At 70.8% G+C, this 17,257-nt stretch carries 19 protein-coding genes; 11 read left to right on the top strand and 8 right to left on the bottom strand.

Translation table 11 applies throughout. The features are described from left to right. Window positions 1-105: 105 nt before the first annotated feature. The 8 genes from E8M80_RS21410 to E8M80_RS21445 all read left to right on the top strand — a co-directional run bounded on the left by E8M80_RS21410 (window position 106) and on the right by E8M80_RS21445 (window position 6,723). Window positions 106-1,257, top strand: a complete 1,152-nt coding sequence (locus tag E8M80_RS21410) for a sigma-54-dependent Fis family transcriptional regulator (protein ID WP_240790157.1) — start codon at window positions 106-108, stop codon at window positions 1,255-1,257. 58 nt (window positions 1,258-1,315) lie between these two features. Beyond that, window positions 1,316-2,656 (top strand): outer membrane protein, encoded by a 1,341-nt coding sequence (locus E8M80_RS21415; RefSeq protein WP_137127770.1) that lies wholly within the window; start codon window positions 1,316-1,318, stop codon window positions 2,654-2,656. A gap of 414 nt (window positions 2,657-3,070) precedes the next feature. Then, window positions 3,071-4,048: a hypothetical protein gene (locus E8M80_RS21420; RefSeq protein ID WP_137127771.1), complete on the top strand. Its 978-nt coding sequence runs from the start codon at window positions 3,071-3,073 to the stop codon at window positions 4,046-4,048. Between the two features lie 76 nt (window positions 4,049-4,124). Then, window positions 4,125-4,439, top strand: coding sequence for a hypothetical protein (locus E8M80_RS21425; RefSeq protein ID WP_137127772.1), 315 nt, complete (start codon window positions 4,125-4,127; stop codon window positions 4,437-4,439). Window positions 4,440-4,448: 9 nt separating this feature from the next. Next, window positions 4,449-5,228 carry a C39 family peptidase gene (locus tag E8M80_RS21430; RefSeq protein ID WP_137127773.1) on the top strand — a complete coding sequence of 260 codons (780 nt, stop codon included), beginning with the start codon at window positions 4,449-4,451 and terminating at the stop codon, window positions 5,226-5,228. 19 nt (window positions 5,229-5,247) lie between these two features. Continuing rightward, on the top strand, window positions 5,248-5,946 hold the full coding sequence (locus tag E8M80_RS21435) for a hypothetical protein (protein WP_137127774.1): 699 nt from the start codon (window positions 5,248-5,250) through the stop codon (window positions 5,944-5,946). Then, entirely contained in the window at window positions 5,943-6,242 is a 300-nt protein-coding gene (locus E8M80_RS21440) for a hypothetical protein (protein ID WP_137127775.1), read from the top strand. Before E8M80_RS21435 ends, E8M80_RS21440 begins: the two co-directional genes overlap by 4 nt. A 28-nt stretch (window positions 6,243-6,270) precedes the next feature. Then, window positions 6,271-6,723, top strand: a complete 453-nt coding sequence (locus tag E8M80_RS21445) for a hypothetical protein (protein ID WP_137127776.1) — start codon at window positions 6,271-6,273, stop codon at window positions 6,721-6,723. A gap of 15 nt (window positions 6,724-6,738) precedes the next feature. Here E8M80_RS21445 and E8M80_RS21450 read toward each other — a convergent pair whose 3' ends face one another. From E8M80_RS21450 to E8M80_RS21465, 4 genes are all read right to left on the bottom strand, one after another. After that, a complete protein-coding gene (locus E8M80_RS21450; protein ID WP_137127777.1) occupies window positions 6,739-8,487 on the bottom strand; it encodes an ABC transporter transmembrane domain-containing protein in 1,749 nt (582 codons plus the stop codon). A gap of 178 nt (window positions 8,488-8,665) precedes the next feature. Next, on the bottom strand, window positions 8,666-9,445 hold the full coding sequence (locus E8M80_RS21455; protein WP_240790158.1) for an SDR family NAD(P)-dependent oxidoreductase: 780 nt from the start codon (window positions 9,443-9,445) through the stop codon (window positions 8,666-8,668). Between the two features lie 92 nt (window positions 9,446-9,537). Next, entirely contained in the window at window positions 9,538-9,882 is a 345-nt protein-coding gene (locus tag E8M80_RS21460; RefSeq protein WP_137127778.1) for a hypothetical protein, read from the bottom strand. 145 nt (window positions 9,883-10,027) lie between these two features. Then, window positions 10,028-11,002, bottom strand: coding sequence for a tripartite tricarboxylate transporter substrate binding protein (locus E8M80_RS21465; protein WP_137127779.1), 975 nt, complete (start codon window positions 11,000-11,002; stop codon window positions 10,028-10,030). Window positions 11,003-11,063: 61 nt separating this feature from the next. Here E8M80_RS21465 and E8M80_RS21470 point away from each other — a divergent pair, with 61 nt between their 5' ends. Genes E8M80_RS21470 through E8M80_RS21480 form a run of 3 tightly spaced genes read left to right on the top strand, consistent with a single transcriptional unit; the run spans window position 11,064 to window position 13,369 of the window. Further along, a complete protein-coding gene (locus tag E8M80_RS21470; protein ID WP_240790159.1) occupies window positions 11,064-12,077 on the top strand; it encodes a sodium-dependent bicarbonate transport family permease in 1,014 nt (337 codons plus the stop codon). A gap of 5 nt (window positions 12,078-12,082) precedes the next feature. Beyond that, complete coding sequence (locus E8M80_RS21475) at window positions 12,083-12,385, top strand: P-II family nitrogen regulator (RefSeq protein WP_137127780.1); 303 nt, start codon at window positions 12,083-12,085, stop codon at window positions 12,383-12,385. A 57-nt stretch (window positions 12,386-12,442) separates the two neighbouring features. Then, window positions 12,443-13,369 carry a lytic transglycosylase domain-containing protein gene (locus E8M80_RS21480; RefSeq protein WP_137127781.1) on the top strand — a complete coding sequence of 309 codons (927 nt, stop codon included), beginning with the start codon at window positions 12,443-12,445 and terminating at the stop codon, window positions 13,367-13,369. Here E8M80_RS21480 and E8M80_RS21485 read toward each other — a convergent pair. From E8M80_RS21485 to E8M80_RS21500, 4 genes are all read right to left on the bottom strand, one after another. After that, window positions 13,338-14,456 carry a glycosyltransferase family 87 protein gene (locus E8M80_RS21485; protein WP_170979558.1) on the bottom strand — a complete coding sequence of 373 codons (1,119 nt, stop codon included), beginning with the start codon at window positions 14,454-14,456 and terminating at the stop codon, window positions 13,338-13,340. The genes E8M80_RS21480 and E8M80_RS21485 overlap by 32 nt on opposite strands. Window positions 14,457-14,564: 108 nt before the next feature. Then, window positions 14,565-15,329 (bottom strand): tetratricopeptide repeat protein, encoded by a 765-nt coding sequence (locus tag E8M80_RS21490; RefSeq protein WP_137127783.1) that lies wholly within the window; start codon window positions 15,327-15,329, stop codon window positions 14,565-14,567. Then, window positions 15,326-16,297 carry a type II secretion system F family protein gene (locus tag E8M80_RS21495; protein ID WP_137127784.1) on the bottom strand — a complete coding sequence of 324 codons (972 nt, stop codon included), beginning with the start codon at window positions 16,295-16,297 and terminating at the stop codon, window positions 15,326-15,328. The genes E8M80_RS21490 and E8M80_RS21495 overlap by 4 nt, the downstream gene beginning before the upstream one ends. Then, window positions 16,297-17,256 carry a type II secretion system F family protein gene (locus E8M80_RS21500; protein ID WP_137127785.1) on the bottom strand — a complete coding sequence of 320 codons (960 nt, stop codon included), beginning with the start codon at window positions 17,254-17,256 and terminating at the stop codon, window positions 16,297-16,299. Before E8M80_RS21500 ends, E8M80_RS21495 begins: the two co-directional genes overlap by 1 nt. Window position 17,257: the final 1 nt, after the last annotated feature.

Consider the following 17,257-nt stretch of genomic DNA (forward strand, 5'->3'; position numbering starts at 1 on the left):
CGATCGGGGGCTCGCCCGGCGCGGCCAGACGCCTTCAGACGCTCCAGGGAGGCCGCTGTGCTCAAGAGAGATCAGGCCGCCAGCCTGACAGGCGGGATCGCGGACATGGCGGCGTTCGACCTCCGCGTGCTCGAATCCCTCCCGCGCCGCCGGGCCGCCCAGTTGCTGCTGGACGCCGCGGCGCGCGATCCGGCGACACGCCGGAAGCTGGCCGTCGCGCTTGCGGATGTCCGGGGCGCCGATGCCGCCGCCCTGCCCGCCTCCCTTGCGCCCTCGGAGGCCGAGCCGGTCGGCGACGACAACTTCATGATCGGGTCGAGCCCACCGATGCTCGAGGTCTTCGACCGGCTCCGGCGCTACGCGCGGGTCGAATCCCCCGTCCTGATCACCGGGGAAAGCGGCACGGGCAAGGAACTCGCGGCGCGCGCGATCCACGAGCGGTCCGGACGCGCGGGCGGGCCCTTCGTCGCCATCAACTGCGCGGCGCTGCCGCCGAGCCTTGTCAGCAGCGAGCTCTTCGGCCACGAGAAGGGCGCCTTCACCGGGGCCGTGGAGCGGCGCATCGGGCATCTCGAACTCGCGCACCGCGGCACGCTGTTCCTCGATGAGATCGGCGACCTGCCGCTCGAGATCCAGGGACATCTCCTTCGCTTCCTGCAGGACGGCCAGGTGCTGCGCGTGGGCGCGCGGCAGCCCGTGCCGGTCGATGCGCGGATCGTGGCCGCGACACATGTGCCGCTGTCCGACGCCGTGGCCGAACGGCGCTTCCGGGAGGACCTTTTCTACCGGCTCGCGGTCCTGACGCTCGAGATGCCGCCGCTGCGCGCGCGGGGCGACGACCTCGAGCTGCTGGCCACCATCTTCCTGCGTCGCGTCGCGGCCGAATGCGGCAGGTCGCCCCCCGGCTTCACGCCGGAGGCGCGCACGACGATCCGCGCCTATGCCTGGCCGGGCAACGTGCGGCAGCTCATCGCCGTGATCCGCCGCGCGGTCGTCATGGGCGACGGTGGACCGATCACGCCCGCCGATCTGTCGCTCGCGCCCATGCCGGGCGCCGAGACCGCGGCGCCCGCCCCGGTCCGGTCCGGCGCGGCGCCGATCCGCCCACGCCCCGGATCCGCGGAGGAACGCAGTCTCGTCGTCGCCGCGCTGGCGGCGAACGGGCACTGCGTGGCCGCGGCGTCGCGCGCCGTCGGTGTTTCGCGCGTCACCTTCTATCGCATGCTCGCACGCAACGACATCGCGCTGGACCGCTGAGGGGTCGGGATGCCTCGACCTGCCACGACGGCCCGGCCTGGGCGGAAGGGGCTCATCAATGTCAGGCAAGACGAAGGCTGGTTACGTCGCTCTGGCCCTGCTGGCCGGCGCAATACCATCGGGCGGCGCCTTCGCGCAGGGCGTCAGCGCGGAGGAGCTGCGCGCCTTCCGCGCGGCGCTCGAACGCCAGCAGCAGCAACTGCGCGAGCAGTCCGACCGCCTCGCGCGCCAGGAGCGCCTGATCCAGGCGCAATCGCGCGAGATCGAGACGCTGCGGGGCGCGGTGGGCGCTCCGCCGTCGCGCAGGACGGCGGCGGCGCAGCGCGCCCCGGCCGCCGCGCCGGTCGTGGTGCCGGCGCCTGCCGGGACGCAGCCAGCCGAGGCGCCGCGCGGTCCCTCCACCGCCGCCGAGGCCGCCCAGGTCGCCCGGCGCGAGGAACAGCGCGTGCTCGGCACCGACCCGACGCTGGCACGCGTCGGCGGTGTGCTGACGCCGCGCGGCGCGCTCTCGGTCGAGCCTACCCTCGAATACCTCTATGGCGAGAACATCCAGGCGACGGTGAACGGCTTCTCGATCGTACCCGGCATCACCTTCGGCAGCGTCGACATCCGCCGGTCCACGCGGCGCGCCGCGACGGCCGCGGTCACGCTCCGCTACGGCGTGACGGACCGCTTCGAGATCAACACGCGCATCCCCTACGTGTTCCGCAACGACACGATCGAGACCGGCCCGTCCGACATCACGGCCCAGCCGATCGTGATCGACCCGAGCGGCGACGGGCTCGGGGACATCGAGTTCGGCGCGTCCTACCAGATCAACGCCGGGCTCGCGGACTGGCCGATCTTCATCGCGAACCTGCGCGTGAAGTCCGACACCGGGCGCAGCCCCTTCGAGGTGCCGATCTATACGGTGAACGACATCCAGGGCGGCTTCCTGCGCGGCCTGGAGCGCGAGCTGCCGACCGGCACCGGCTTCTGGTCGGTCGAACCCGGCATCACCGTCGCCTGGGCGTCGGACCCGGCGGTGTTCTTCGGCGGGCTGCGCTACATCTGGAACATCGCGCGCGACGTCGACGTGCAGGACCCGGCGGGCGGGCCGTCGCGGCGGCTCAACCTCGACCCCGGCGACGGAATCGGGCTCAATTTCGGCGTCGGCTTCGCGCTGAACGAACGCACCTCGATCAGCCTCGGCTACGAGCACATCTTCGTGTTCCGCTCGAGCCAGGAGGGACAGAGCATCGCGGGATCCTCGACCGACATTGGGACCTTCAACTTCGGCCTGTCCTATCGCGCCTCGGAAGCCGTGAGCGTCAACCTCGGCGTCGGCATCGGCGTGACCGAGGGCGCGCCCGATGCGCGGCTGATCCTGCGCGTGCCGGTGCGGTTCAACCTGATCTGACCCGAAGCGCCGACGCGGCGAACGGGGTGCGGCCGCGCCATGCGGCCGCGCCGTCGCGCGCGGCCTTCGCGATCCGCATCCGGCGCTGTCGCCCAACCGCCGATCCACGCTGTTAACCGCGCGTTAAGGTTTACGTCGCGACACGCGCAGCGTGACGCGCCGGCACGGTGCGGCCGCACCTGCGGCACGTCTCCGCAGCGCCTGGATTCCCTGGACATGCCGCCTGTAGCGCTGCGGCCCGCATGGCTGGCACGCAGGTTGCTGTCCTCTCTCCTGCGCGAAGGAGAAGGTTGGACAAGGGACGACCATCGCGCGGCACGCATCGCCGCAGGTCCCGCCTTACTGCCGCTCCGCATGGCGCAAGCTCGGCGCACCTCGCGTCGGGCCGTGACAACACGGAACGAGGAGAGAGACATGCGAGCACTTCTTCTGGCGACGGCCGGCGTGGTCGTCTTCGGCGGCGCAGCGATGGCCAGCGACGACGGCTACAGCCGCTACCGCACGACCGTGATGGATCACTACGCCGCGGCGCTCGGCGTGAACCTCGGCGAGACGGCGGGCAACGAATCGACCACGGGCTACCGCCAGGCCAACAGCGTGCGCATGACCCGCAGCTTCGGCGGCGGCGCGCGCGGCGTGTTCAACGTCAACCAGAATGCGGGCGCGAATTCCGCGCAGCAGAACGCGGTCGCCGTGGCCTATGTGGAGGGCTGCGACTGCGAGGCCGGCTTCAAGTACGGCGACGGCGACGCCAACGCCGTGGCGGTGAATGCCGGCGCCGTCATCGGCAACCGGAGCCAGAACGGCTCCTACCGCTACGGCAGCGGCGGCACGAGCGCGACCGCCTCGCTGACCGACTCCTTCGGTGGCGCCACGGGCGTCGCGCAGGTGAACCAGAACGCCGGCGCGAACAGCCTGCAGCAGAACGCGACCGCCATCGCCTATGCCGACAACATCGAGGGGACCCGCCGCCAGACGCGCGACGCCTGGGCCATCTCGGCCAATGTCGGCGTGGTCACCGGCTCGGGCAACTGGTCGGACGACTACGACCACACCGCGCGCGGCCGGATCGACGGCTCGTTCGGCCGCTTCACCGGCCTCGCGAACGTGAACCAGAACGTCGGCGCCAACAGCCTGCAGCAGAACGCGGCCGCGCTCTCGGCCGTCGAGTTCTGCGAATGCGCGGCGAACGACCTGTCCACCACCATCGCCGCGGCGGCGAACATCGGTGGCGTGGTCGGCAACCACGCCAGCGCGCACAGCGGGTCGGCCGGCGTCTCGATGACCGGTTCCTTCAACGGGATGACCGGCATCGCGCAGGTGAACCAGAACGCCGGCGCGAACAGCCTGGCGCAGAACGCCGTGGCGATCGGCGCCGTCTACAACCGCTGATCCGTCCTGACCGTGCCGGCAGCCCCCGTGCTGCCGGCACGACCTCTATCCGACTTCACCAGAGGAGGGACGCAGAATGAGGATCATCGCCACAGCATTGGTGTTCGGCGCCGCGGTTGCGCTGCCCGCAACGGCCAGCGATCCGCTCGCGGGGCTCGAGCCGATCGGCGTGCAGGAACTGGCGGGCACCTCGGGCCGCGCCGGCCTCGACATCGAGGCCGCCAACCAGGCGCTGCTCCGCGACACCCATGTCGGCGCGAACAGCGCGACCGGCAGCAACATGATCTCCGGCTCCCTGAACGGGAATGCCGGCATCACGACGGTCTTCCAGAACACGGGCAACAACACGATCCTGCAGTCCGCGACGACCGTCACCGTCAACATGCGCTGAGGCCAGCCCATGCGCCGTGCGCTGACGCCGATCCTGCTCTCCGCCCTGCTTGCGGCCTGCGCCGCGGACGGGACGGAAGGCACGCGCGCGCCGCCGGCCCCGGGCGCCGCCGCGATGCCGGTGCCGGATTTCGACACCGGCGGGCCGAGCCTGTTGGTGCCGGTGCGCGACATCCGATCGCGCCGCTTCGCCCGCACCATCCGGCAGCGCTTCGACTATTCCTGCGGCTCGGCCGCGCTCGCGACGCTTCTCACGCACCACTACCGCCTGCCGACCACCGAGGAGGCCGTGCTGCAGGACATGGTCGCCGAGGGCGATGCGGAGCGCATCCGCACCCTCGGCTTCTCGCTGCTCGACATGCAGCGGTATCTCGCGCGGCGCGGCATCCGCTCGAACGGCTACCGCATGCCGCTGGAGCGCTTCGCCGAAGTGGGCGTGCCGGCCATCGTGCTGATCGACAACAACGGCTACCGGCACTTCGTGGTGCTGCGCGGCATCACCGGGGACCGCGTGCTGATCGGCGACCCCAACCTCGGCACGCGCACCATGCCGCGCGTACGCTTCGAGGAATCCTGGAACGGGGTGCTCTTCGTCATCCTCGACCGACCCGACCTCGGGCGCGCCGGCTACAGCCTGGCCGAGGACTGGGGCATCCGCTCGCGGGCGCCAGGCGTCCTGGTGCGGGACCAGATGGACCGCACCCTCGTCGGCCTCGGCATGCCGGCGCCGCTGGTGCTCTATTCCGGCGTGCCGGACACGCGCGGTTTCCTGCCACAACGCTTTTTCTGACACGGGAGGAGCTCGTCTCATGGCCCGACAGATCACCACCTTCATCGGCGCGATCGCGGCGACCGCGATCGCGGCGCCCTTCGCCGGAGCCGCCGAGACAGGCGCGGGGCGCGACATGCTCGAAACCTATGCCAGCGCGCTCGGCGTCGAGGTCGCGGCGGTGCCGCGGGCCGGCCGGGACGCGATGCCGCCGCAGGATCTCGCGGCCGTTCCGCACCCCGACGCGGAAGCCACGCCGCACGCCGACATCGCCGAGGGGCCGCGACTTGCGCTCGCGGCCGCGCCGCTCCCCCGCGACGAACTGGGCGGCATGCGGGCCGGCTTCGCCATGCCGGGCGGGATCAGCGTCGCCTTCGGCTTCGACATCGAGACGCGCCTGGCCGGCGTTCCGGTGCAGCGCATGACCCTGCCGCTGACCGAACTCGGCCCCGGGGCGCCGCAGGTGCAGATCGTCGAGGGCGGCGTCGTCCGCAGCGTCCAGGCGGGCACCGGGCCGATCGTCTCGGAGGGCATCTTCAACGGCGGCGGCACGCGCATCAGCACGGTGCTCGACGGCGGCATCACGAGCCTGGTGCAGAACAGCCGCGACGGCCAGGTCGTGCAGCGCAGCGCCGCCTTCCAGGTGGACATCGCCGGCATGGCCCGGCTGCTCGACGCCGCCGCGACGCGGCGCGTGATCGACGACGCGCTCGGCGCGCGGATCGGGAGGGGCCGGTGAAGGCGCTCCGCGCCGCCGGCGCCGCGCTCCTGCTCCTGGCGGGCCTCGCCACGGGGGCGCGGGGGCAGGAGTTCGACGCGGCGGCCGTCGCGCGCGTCGGCGGCTTCGAGGCGCTGCAACCGCTCGACCCGGTCGACCTCGGCAACCAGCGCGGCGGCAGGATGCCGCACAGCCTGCCGACGCCGCGCACGACCGCCGGCCCCGTCCGCCTCTGGGACGAGGTCGCGCGCCCGATCCGCCCGCCCGTCGGGGCGTCGCAGGGCACCATCACATCCACGAGCCGCGGCGCCCGGTGATGCGGGCAGCACGAGAGAGGAGATCCGTATGACCACCAGGTTCCGGGCCCTGCCGGGGCTTCTGCTGCTGCTGGCGGCCGGTTGCGCGGCAACGCCGGAACCCGCTGCCGTCGCGCCGGCGCGGCCGGAGCCGACGGTGGTCGGCGGCACGCGGCTGACCGGACCCGAATTCCGTCAGGCTGTGTTCGGCAATACCCTGGACCGAAGCCTGCCCAACGGCGCGCGCCTGCTGATGCATGTGGCCGCCGACGGGGAGCAACGCCTGCGCATCGTCGGCACCAACGGCCAGCGCGCGACGGACCGCGGCCGCATCGCCATCAACGGCGACGAGATCTGCACGAGCTGGGACAGGATCGATGCCGGCCGGCAGAACTGCTTCGCCTATTTCCGGCTTGGTGAATCGCTGGTGGCGATCGAGATGTCCGGCGCGATGACACCGACGCGCTTCAACCTGCTGCCGGGGAATCCCGAAGGGCTTTAGGCGCAGCCCTGCGCTTCAGGCGTCCGTGAACTGCAGCGCCGCCAGCCGCGCATAGAGCCCGCCCTCGGCCAGCAGCGCCTCATGCGTGCCGGTCGCCGCGATCCGCCCGGCCTCCATCACAACTATGCGGTCGGCGGCCCGCACGGTGGCCAGCCGGTGCGCCACCACGATCGTCGTGCGCCCCTTCGACAGCCTCGCCAGCGCCTGCTGCACGGCGTGCTCGCTCTCGGCATCCAGCGCGCTCGTCGCCTCGTCGAGCAGCAGCACCGGCGCGTCGCGCAGGATGGCGCGGGCGATCGCGATGCGCTGGCGCTGCCCGCCCGAAAGCGTGACGCCGCGCGCGCCGAGATGCGTCGCGAAGCCCTCCGGCAGCGCGGCGATGAAGCCGGCGGCCGACGCCGCCTCGGCGGCGGCGCGCACTTCCGCCTCGGTCGCGTCGGGGCGGCCGTAGCGGATGTTCTCGGCGACGCTCGCGCTGAAGATCACGGGGTCCTGCGGCACCAGGCCGATGCGGCCGCGCACGGCCTCGGGCGCCAGGCGCGCGGTGTCGACGCCATCCAGCAGGATCACGCCCTGCTGCGGGTCGTAGAAGCGCAGCATCAGCGCCAGCACGGTGGTCTTGCCCGCGCCGGACGGGCCGACCAGCGCGACGGTCTCCCCCGGCGCGACTTCGAGGCTGAAACCGTCGAGCGCCGCCGTCCCGGGGCGCGACGGATATCGGAAGGTGACGGCGCGAAAGGCGACACGGCCCTCGGGCGCCGGCAGGGCCAGCGGCGCCGCGGGGGGCGCGATGCCGGGGGTCACGGCCAGCACCTCGGCCAGCCGGTCGGCCGCGGCGGCGGCGCGCTGTATCTCGCCCCAGAGTTCCGAGACCGTCGCCCCCGCGCTCGCGAGCAGCACGGCGTAGAAGACGAAGGCCGTGAGGTCGCCGCCGCTCATGCGCCCGGCGATCACGTCCTGCCCGCCGACCCAGAGCGCGAAGGTGATGGCGCCGAAGCCGAGCAGGATCACGCTCAGGATCAGCACGCTGCGGTTGGCGACGCGCTTCAGCGCCGCCTGCACGGAACCCTCGGATTCGCGGCCGTAGCGCGCGCGCTCGGCCGCTTCGTGCGTGAAGGCCTGCACGGTGCGCATGCCGTTGATGGCTTCCTCGGCGGTGGCCGCGAGGTCGGCCACGCGTTCCTGCGCCAGCTTCGACAGGCGGCGTTCCCGCCGCCCGAACACCACCATGGGCAGCAGGATGACCGGCACCACCACGGCCATGAGCGCGGCGAGCTTGGCACTGGTCAGCACCAGCATGACAAAGGCGCCGCTGCCCGTCAGCGCGTTGCGCAGCCCCATCGAGACGGCCGAGCCGATCAGCGCCTGCAGCAGCGCGACATCCGCCGTCAGGCGCGACATCAGGTCGCCCGTGCGCGCCGTTTCGTAGAAGCGGGCATCGAGGCGCGTCAGGTGGTCGAAGACGGCGCGGCGAAGGTCGGCGGCCACGCGCTCACCGAGCCATGTGACGAGGTAGTAGCGGGCCGAGGTCGCGACGCCGAGTGCGGCGATGATCGTGCCCATCACGATCGCCGCCTGGTTCAGCGCGGCGGGGCCGCCGGCGAAGCCGTCGTCGATGATGTGCCGCAGCCCCTGCCCGACAGCGAGCGTGAGCCCCGCCGCCGCCAGCAGCGCGACGACAGCGCCGCCCGCGCGCGGCAGGTAGGGCCGCAGGAAGGGCAGCAGCATCCGGAGCGAGGCGACGCCCCGCGGCTGGTCGGACATGTGCCCTACCCTACCCGCCGAACCCTGCCGATCGCGCCTCGCCCATTCCGGAGCGCGGCCCGCCGCGATCCGCGAGCGCGAAGCGCGACCGCGGCCAGGCGGTCAGATCCCGCCGGCGCGACAGTGCGTGGCGCGAAGGCAAGCGGCCCGGATGGGCCGCGCCCGCCGTCCGAGGGCATCACACATGCTGCCCGCCGTTGATGTGGATCTCGGCGCCGTTCACGTAGGACGATGCCTCGGTGCAGAGGAAGTAGATCGCCTGCGCCACCTCCTCCGGCCGGCCGAGGCGGCGCATCGGGATCTGCTCCTGCACGATCTTCTCGGTGCCCGGCGAGAGGATGGAGGTGTCGATCTCCCCGGGGGAGATCGCGTTCACCCGGATGCCCAGCGGCGCGAAGTCGCTCGCCATTTCCCGGGTCAGCCCGGCCAGCGCGGACTTGGACGTGGAATAGGCGACGCCCGCGAAGGGATGCACGCGGCTGCCGGCGATCGATGTGACGTTGACGACCGACCCCTTCGCCTTCTGGAGCGGCTCGACCAGCCCGCGCGCCAGCATGACGGGCGCGAAGAAATTCACCCGGAAGACCTTGAGCCAGCCCTCGAGGTCCATCTCCAGCGAGCCGAGCCGCGCGCCGCCAGGCCCTTTCGGCGAGATCGCCGCATTGTTCACGAGGGCATCGAGCCGCCCGCCATCGGGCACCAGCCGCGCCTTGATTTCCTCGACCGCCGCTTCCGTCGCGCCCGGGTCGGTCAGGTCGAGCTGGATGTGGTCCTCGGGGCCCATCTCCCACGGGCATTGCTCCGGGAAGGGCTGGCGGGAGACCGTGATCACGCGCCATCCGGCGGCGGAAAACCGCTTCACCGTGGCGTGGCCGATACCGCGGGATGCGCCGGTGAGCAGCAGGACGCGCCGCGGCCCGTTGCCCGTCCTGCTTCGCGCACCCATGCTGCCGGCCATTGCGCTACCCCTTGCGTTCGGAAGCGCCGGGTATAGCGCGGATGCCACCGCGGCACACCCGGCGCGAGCGCGCCGGGTGCATTCAGGGATTTTCAGGCGGCGAGGCGGGCGGGCGCCGCGGCGAAGGCGGCGGCCCAGGTCGGCGCCGCGCGCAGCAGTCGATCGAGAGCCGCCTCGGGCAGTGCCTCGGCGTATTCGAAGGCGGTGACGGTGGTGTCGTCCCAGTGGCGGGCGATCTCGGTCACGGCCTGCACCGCCGGGTCGGCGGCGGAGGGCAGCGCCAGCGCGCCGCCCTCGGCCAGCCGGGCGGCGCGCCGCGCGGTGACGACGACGCGGGCCGCTTGTTCAAGGCGGATGCGATCCGACAGGCCGCCATCGGCCAGGTCGGCCAGGGTGCGGGCCAGGGCCGCGGTCTGCGTGCAGGCGAAGATGGTCATGCGTGTCCCCTCAGGGTGTTGGGCGCGGCCTTCCCCCTTGTTGCGCGCGCCTTGAGGGTATGGTGTCACCCCGTTGTCACGACAAGCAGCCAGCCACGCATTCCGTCATGGCCGGCATGCATGCCGGGGGCGAAGGCGGGGCAGCCTATTGCGGCTCGATCCCCGCCGCCCGCGCCTGCTCGCCCCAGAACGCGATCTGGTCGCGGATGAAGGCGCCGAACTCGGCGGGCGTCGAGGTCACGCGCTCGATCCCGAAGGTGCCGAGGCGCTCCGCCGTTGCCGGGCGTTCCCACACCTTGCGGATGGCGGCGTTCCAGGCGCCCGTCATCTCCTCGGGCATGCGGGCGGGGCCGACGGCGCCCATCCAGGACAGCAGCTCGAATCCCGGCAGCCCGACCTCGGCCAGCGGCGGCCAGTCCGGGAACAGCGGCGTCCGCCGGGCGGAGGTGATGCCGAGCGGGCGCATCTTCCCCTCGTTCAGGAACCCGCGGGAGGAGGCGATGTCGGCGAACATGCAGGTGATGCGACCGGCGATCAGGTCGGTCATGGCCGGCGGGCTCGACCGGTAGGGCACGTGCGTGACGTCCACACCGCCGATGCGGTTGAGCATGGCCGCGCCTACCACGCCCGTGGTGTTGCCCGAGGCGAGCGTGAGCTGCCCCGGCTGCGCCTTCGCCAGCGCCAGGAATTCCGCCATGGAGCGGACCGGCACCTGCTCCCCCACCACGAAGGCGAAGATGTAGGTGCCCATGCGGCAGATCGGCGTGAAGTCGGCGACCGCGTCATAGGTCGGCCGGCGCATCAGCGCGGGCGTCGCACCATGCGGGCTGTTGGTCGTGATCATCACGGTATGCCCGTCAGGCGCGGCGCGGGCGGTGGCGATGGCCGCGATGGCGCCGTTGGCGCCCGGCTTGTTCTCGACCACCACCTGGCTGCCCCACTCCTGTTCGAGCAGCGAGGCGAGGAGGCGGCTGACGGTGTCGGTGCCCGACCCCGCGCCGAAGGGCACGACCATGGTCACGGGGCGCGTCGGCTTCCAGGCGGCCTGCGCACGGGCCAGGCCCGGCACGGCGAGTGGCGCCGCCGCCAGCAGCGCGCGGCGGGACAGGGTGAAGGGCATGGGCGTTATCCTCCGGAAGGCTTTGTTGGCGGCAGCCTCGCAACGCCCGGCGGGATTGTCCATGGCGCCCCTAGACGCGCGCGGCGCGCCGGTCCACATGCGCGCGCCGATGTCCTTCGCCGAGCTCCTGCCGCCGCCCGTGCTGTTCTTCGCCCTCGGCTTCGCCGCGGCGGCGCTGCGCTCGGACCTTGCGGTGCCGGACGCGCTGGCCAAGGCGCTGTCGCTCTACCTGATGATGGCGATCGGACTGAAGGGCGGCATCGCGGTGGCGCAGCCGGGCGCGGCAGCGGCGATGCTGCCGGCGCTGGCGCTCGGCATCGGGCTCTCGGCGCTGATGCCGGTGCCGGCCTACGCCCTGCTGCGGGCCGGCACCGGGCTCGACCGCGCGACGGCGGCGGCGGTCTCGGCACATTACGGCTCGGTCAGCGTGGTGACCTTCGCGGCGGCGGCGGGGCAGCTCGACGCGGCGGGCATCGCTTATGAGGGCTTCATGCCCGCCGTGCTGGCCGCGATGGAAACCCCGGCCATCCTCACCGCGCTGCTGCTGGCGCGGCGCGGCGGCGAGGCGACCTCGGGCGGGCCCAGGGAACTGGCGCATGAGGTGCTGCTGAACGGCTCGGTCGTGCTGCTGCTGGGCGCCTTCGCGATCGGCTGGCTCGGCGGCGCGGGCGCGGAGCGGCAGCTCGGCCCCTTCATCGGCGCGCTGTTTCCCGGTGCGCTCTGCCTGTTCCTGCTCGAGATGGGGCTGACGGCCGCGCGGCGCCTGCGCGACCGCGGGCGGGGGCTCGACCGGCGGCTGGTCGGCTTCGCCATCGTGATGCCGCTGCTGGGCGGCGCGGCGGGGCTCGGCGCCGGGCTGCTGGCGGGGCTGTCGCTGGGCGGGGTCGGGCTGATGGCGGTGCTCGGCGCCTCGGCGTCGTACATCGCGGTGCCGGCGGCGATGCGCATGGCGCTGCCAGCGGCTGATGCGGGGATCTACGTGACCCTCTCGCTCGCGGTGACGTTTCCGTTCAACATCCTGGCCGGCATCCCCCTCTGGCTCTGGGCGGCGCGGGCGGCCTCGGGCGGGGCGTGACAGGCATGCACGGGCGCAAGCGCATTGAGATCGTGGTCGAGGCCGTACGCGCGGAGGCGGTCACGGACCTGCTCGACCGCCTGGGCGCCACGGGCTGGACGGTCCTGCCGGTGCTGGCCGGGCGCGGCCACCAGGGCATCCGCCGCGCCGGAGACCCGGGTGGCGTCGACGACAACGTGCTGATCCTCTGCATCGCCTCGGAGGAGGTGGCGGCGCGCGTCCTGGCCGCGCAGCGCGACCTGCTCGGCGCCCGCCCGGCGATCGTGACGCTGTCCGACTGCACGGTGCTGCGGGCGGATCACTTCTGATCCGCAGCCGGACAAGTTCAACCCTGGCGTGCTTGACCCGGCGCGGCGCCTGGGTCCATGACCGCGCCGATGGTGAAGGTCCTCCGCCCGGCCCTGAGGCTGCTCGGCCTGCTCCTGCCCCTGATGGCCCTGCCCGCCGAGGCCAATACGCCCCGCCGGACCGAGGCTGCGCCGCAGGGCGCGCGGCCCGTGCCCGTCGCGGCCCGCAGCGCAGCGGCGGCACCTGCCGCACGGCGTCCGGCTGCCGCCCGGCCCCCCCATGCGCTGCCTGCCGCGCCGCAGGCCGCCGCGGATGACCCCTGGGCGGCCTGCGCCGCCGCCATCGCCGCCGCCGAATCCGGATCCGGCCTGCCGCCCGGGCTGCTCGGCGCCATCGCGCGGGTCGAGACCGGCCGCCGTGCCCCGGGCGGCGGCGTCCAGCCCTGGCCCTGGTCCTACAATGCCGCCGGGGAGGGCCGCTATGCGGGCTCCCGCGCCGAGGCGGTCTCGGAGGTGCTGGCGCTGCAGGGGCGCGGCGTGCGCTCCATCGACATCGGCTGCATGCAGGTGAACCTGCTGCACCATGCCGGCGCCTTCCCGAGCGTGGAGGCCGGCTTCGACCCGGCGGCGAATGTCGCCTATGCGGTGCGCTTCCTGAAGTCCCTGCACGCGCAGACCGGGGACTGGGCGCAGGCCACCGCGCGCTATCATTCCGCAACTCCGGAACGGGGCCTGATCTATCACCAGCGGGTGATGGCGGCGCTGACCGGCCAGGGCTTCGTGCCGGGCCCGGCGCCAGGAATCATCCCCCTGCCCGGCCCGGCCATGGCGGGGCTCTGTGCCTCTGGCCGCGGGGCGGTGCTGCTGCTGGGCGGCCAGGCACCGAACCTGCGGCCGGTCGTTGCCGTGCCGGAAGTGCAACTGCGCATCCGCGGCCGGCAGCCGACGCCCGCGCGGCCGCGCATCCTTTGCCTCAGGACGCAGTCGCGCTCGGCGCCGGGCTGAACGCCGCCGCACGCCGCCAGGCGCGGTCCCGCCGCCAGGCGAGGCCCAGCACCACGAGGCACGCCGCAGGGCCGTGCAGCGAGACGTCGTTCGCCACGATCACGGCAGGCAGCAGCACCGCGACGAGAAGCAATGCTCGTTCTCCGGACAGAAAGCCGTCGCGCAGCCCCGCCCGGACCAGGAACAGCGCGGCGACGCCGAGGGCCGGCATGTCATAGGTCCAGACATAGGGCGTGACGAGGAAGGCGCCCGCGATGAGCGCCGCCGCCCGAGCCTCCTCCGGGCCCTCGGGGCGCCGGAGCCAGATCCGCAGCACCACCGCGGCGACGGCCAGGGCGACGGCGCCATGGCCGATCACGGCCAAGCCTGGCGATCCGGTCATATGAACCAGGAAGGCGTGGACGGACTGGATCTTCGGCAGCACCGGCGTGGCGTTCGCCAGGTAGCGCCCGGTGATGCTGCCGAGTTGCGCCACGAAGGCCGGCCAGGGTTCCGGGCCGAAAGCAAGCGCCGAGGTGCCTGCGGCCAATACTGCCGTTACGCAGGCGACGGCGAAGACGCGCCAGCGCCCCGTCAGGGCTAGGACGAGCGGAAAGAGCAGGCCGAACTGGGGCTTGATCGTCAGCAGGCCGAGCGCGATGCCGGCGACGACCGGCCGTCGGTCCAGAAGGCCGACCGCCGCGGCGAAAAGCGCCGCGACGAGCAAGCCGTTCTGCCCCACGCCAAGGCAGAACAGCGTCGCTGGAAGGGCGAGCACGGCAACGAGCGCAGGCGCACCGGGCATCACTGCCCGCAGCCCCAATGCAAGCGCGACGACCGACAGGAGGATCCAGAGTGTCCAACCGTGCGCATAGGACAGGAGCGCGGATGGGATCACGACGAAGAAGAAATGCGGCGGGTTCAGCCATCCGAGATAGCCGCCCAGCGCCTCCTCGGGAAGCGTCAGGATCTCCGCCTGGACTTGCCGCAGGCGTTCATCGTCATAAGCGGCCGCCGCGTCGCCGGCCAGCGCAAGACGTCCCGCCGCCTGGAAGGCAACGAAGTCGATCCAGCCGGGCCCGCCGTAAACAAGTCGGCTCCCTAGCATGGCAGCATACATTGCCACAAATACGCCGGAATATAGAATGACGCGCTCCGCTGTCAGCCAAGCGGCACCTCGCCCTTGCATCACCCATCGACGGCCCGGCCGCACGGGTCAGCCTGGCTGGTCGGCAGGCGTGACCTCGATCACCTGGCGGTTCGTGCGGAAACTGGCGGCCAAGCCGCCGAGATCCATGTCGGGGTCGCCGAGCACGGCGCGCGCGGCGGCCTCCTCCCCCGTGGCGGCGAGCGAGATCGCGTAGTTCGCGGTCACGCGCTGCGGCGCGTCCGAACGGCGGGCGAGCGGTTCGAGCACCGCGCGCGCCTCCTCCGGGCGGTTGTCGAGCAGCAGGGACAGGCCGAGGTTGTTCGCCACCGAGATCGCATCCGGCGCGATTGCCTGCGCACGGCGGTAGGCGTCCTGTGCCTCCGGGTGCCGGCCCATGAGGTCGAGCGCGACGCCGCGCCCGTCGAGCGCAGCCACGTTGCGCTGGTCCGATGCGAGGACGCGGTCGAAGATGGCCAGCGCCTCCCCGGCCGCGCCGGTCTGCAGGCGCATGCGCCCGAGTTGAATTGCCAGCCGGCGGTCACCGGGGTTCCGCCGCACCGCGGCCGCCAGCACCTGCTCGGCCTGCGCGCGGTTGCCGGCGCGCATCAGGGCGCCGGCGAAGCGGGCCTGCGCCTCCATGTTGTCGGGGTCGCGCGCCGCGGCGGCGCCGAACATCGACAGCGCCACATCCATCTGCCCGGAGGCCTCGGCCGCCGAGGCGACCCGGAGGCGCGAGGCGGCATCGGGCGATCGCGGGCTGTCCGTCTCGGCGCAGCCCACGAGCGCGACGGTGGCAAGTCCGCCGAGCACGGCGACCGTAAGACGCGTCATCGGCGGATTCCTTGGAAGATACCTTCGCTCAGCTGCAACACCGATGGCCCCAAAAGTGCTATAAAAACAGCCGGAAAAATGAAGAGGATAAGCGGAATTACGAGAAGTGCGGGGAGTCGAATTGCTTTTTCCTCGATCCGCAGCATCCTGTCGGTACGCATTTCATTGGCGAGCACCCGTAACGCCTGGGCAAGCGGCGTACCGTATTTCAGCGTCTGAGAAAGCGTGCTGCCCAGCCGCCGAAAACCATCGAAATCCGTCCGCTGGCCGAACCGTTCTAGCGCCACGCGGCGGTCCGGCAACATTCGCAGTTCCTGGACAAGGACCAGAAAGGAGACGGCAATTGGACGGTTAGTGTGCTCCATCTCACGCGCAACGCGATCGAGAGCAGTCTCGATGCCAAGTCCGGCTTCGGCAGTTACAACAAGAAGATCGAGCGCGTCTGGGAGGCCTTTTCGAATTTCCTGCTCACGTTTACCCTTGAAGTAGCGAACTATAAGATTTGGGAGCCAAATGGCACCGACAACACCAGAAATTGTCATCAGAGTCGTTCGGATGGTCGTGTAATCATTTGAAGCTGAAAAAATGAACGCAACCAACGGAAAAACTACAAGAAGAACCACTTTAGCACCGATAAGAGTGGAAACGGCTACGTTAGGGTTGAAGCCTGCGGCACCTGTTATCATTCGAAATTCTTGGATATCTTTATCTGAGACAAGAGCCGTATTGCGCAATGTCTCTCCAATCCAGTGGAATGGCGCAGAAGCCGCACTTGAAAGTCCACGCGCCCCGCGGAGCCGCCCCTTCTCCAAGTCGGGCCGCACGACACTCTGCACGCGCGTCGCGAGATCTTTATCCTCGGCGCCACGCGCTAAAACAACTGCGGCGGCGACTGCCATCGCGACAGCCGTCACAACAACCAGTAGAATAATAACGCCGCCATCAAAATGAAATTCAAACATCGGCATCAGTCCGAACCGGCCTTCTTAATCATCCACCGGATGATCAAAAATCCCATTAAGGAAAATCCTAATCCGACGAGCGCCATGCGCTGACCTTTCGGATTAAAAAACATCTGATCTACATAGAAGGGTTGTATTTGTGACATAGCAAGCGTCGCAATAAAAGGCAAAACCATGAGGATACCTGCCTGCATTCGTGCCTCCGCAGCAAGTGCTTTAGCACGTTTCGCCATTGCGACGCGTTTACGAACGATATCGGCAATGTTTTCCAGTGTCTCGGCAAGGTTGCCGCCTGTCTGGGACTGCATCCCAAGCGTCACGGCGAGGAAAGAAAATTCGGTCAAACCCGTGCGCCAGTAGAGCCGCATCATCGCCTGGTCGATCGGCCGCCCAATGGCTACGTCGCCGAGCAGGCGCCCGAACTCGTCGCGGAGCGGCGATGCGAGCTCGGTTGCAACGCCCCGAAATGCCTCCGCAACCGGCAGACCGGCGCGAATTGCCCGGACCATCTGTCCAATTGCGTCCGGAATCTGCAAGAAAATTTGATCGACGTATCGGTTGTGCTGCCAAGTGAAAATCAACCTAATCGTGAAAAAGGCGGTGATCGCTCCGGCGGGGATCGCGAAAGACATGTTAGTAAGCCGGTTAATAAAGAAGCCGGCAATCACACCCACAAGCACACCAACCACCACCACGACAGGCCAGGGGATTATTTGCTCCTGAGGCATGTCCGGATTGAAACGCAGGAACTTCAGAATACGGTCGACAAGAGGCAAGGATTCTCTGGACTTGAGGCGAATGCTTGGTAGACCGGTCGCGACTAGCTCAGTTTCCCTAATACTACCGGCGGTGGCGATCCTGTCCCTAAGACGTCGAGCTTGCCCTGCCTTAACGAAAGACAAGATCCCAGTGACCAACGCTAACGTTAAGAGCGCGCCTACGACGATTAGAAGGCCGCGGTCCATG

This window comes from Roseomonas sp. HF4 (assembly GCF_005222755.1).
GTDB lineage: Bacteria > Pseudomonadota > Alphaproteobacteria > Acetobacterales > Acetobacteraceae > Neoroseomonas.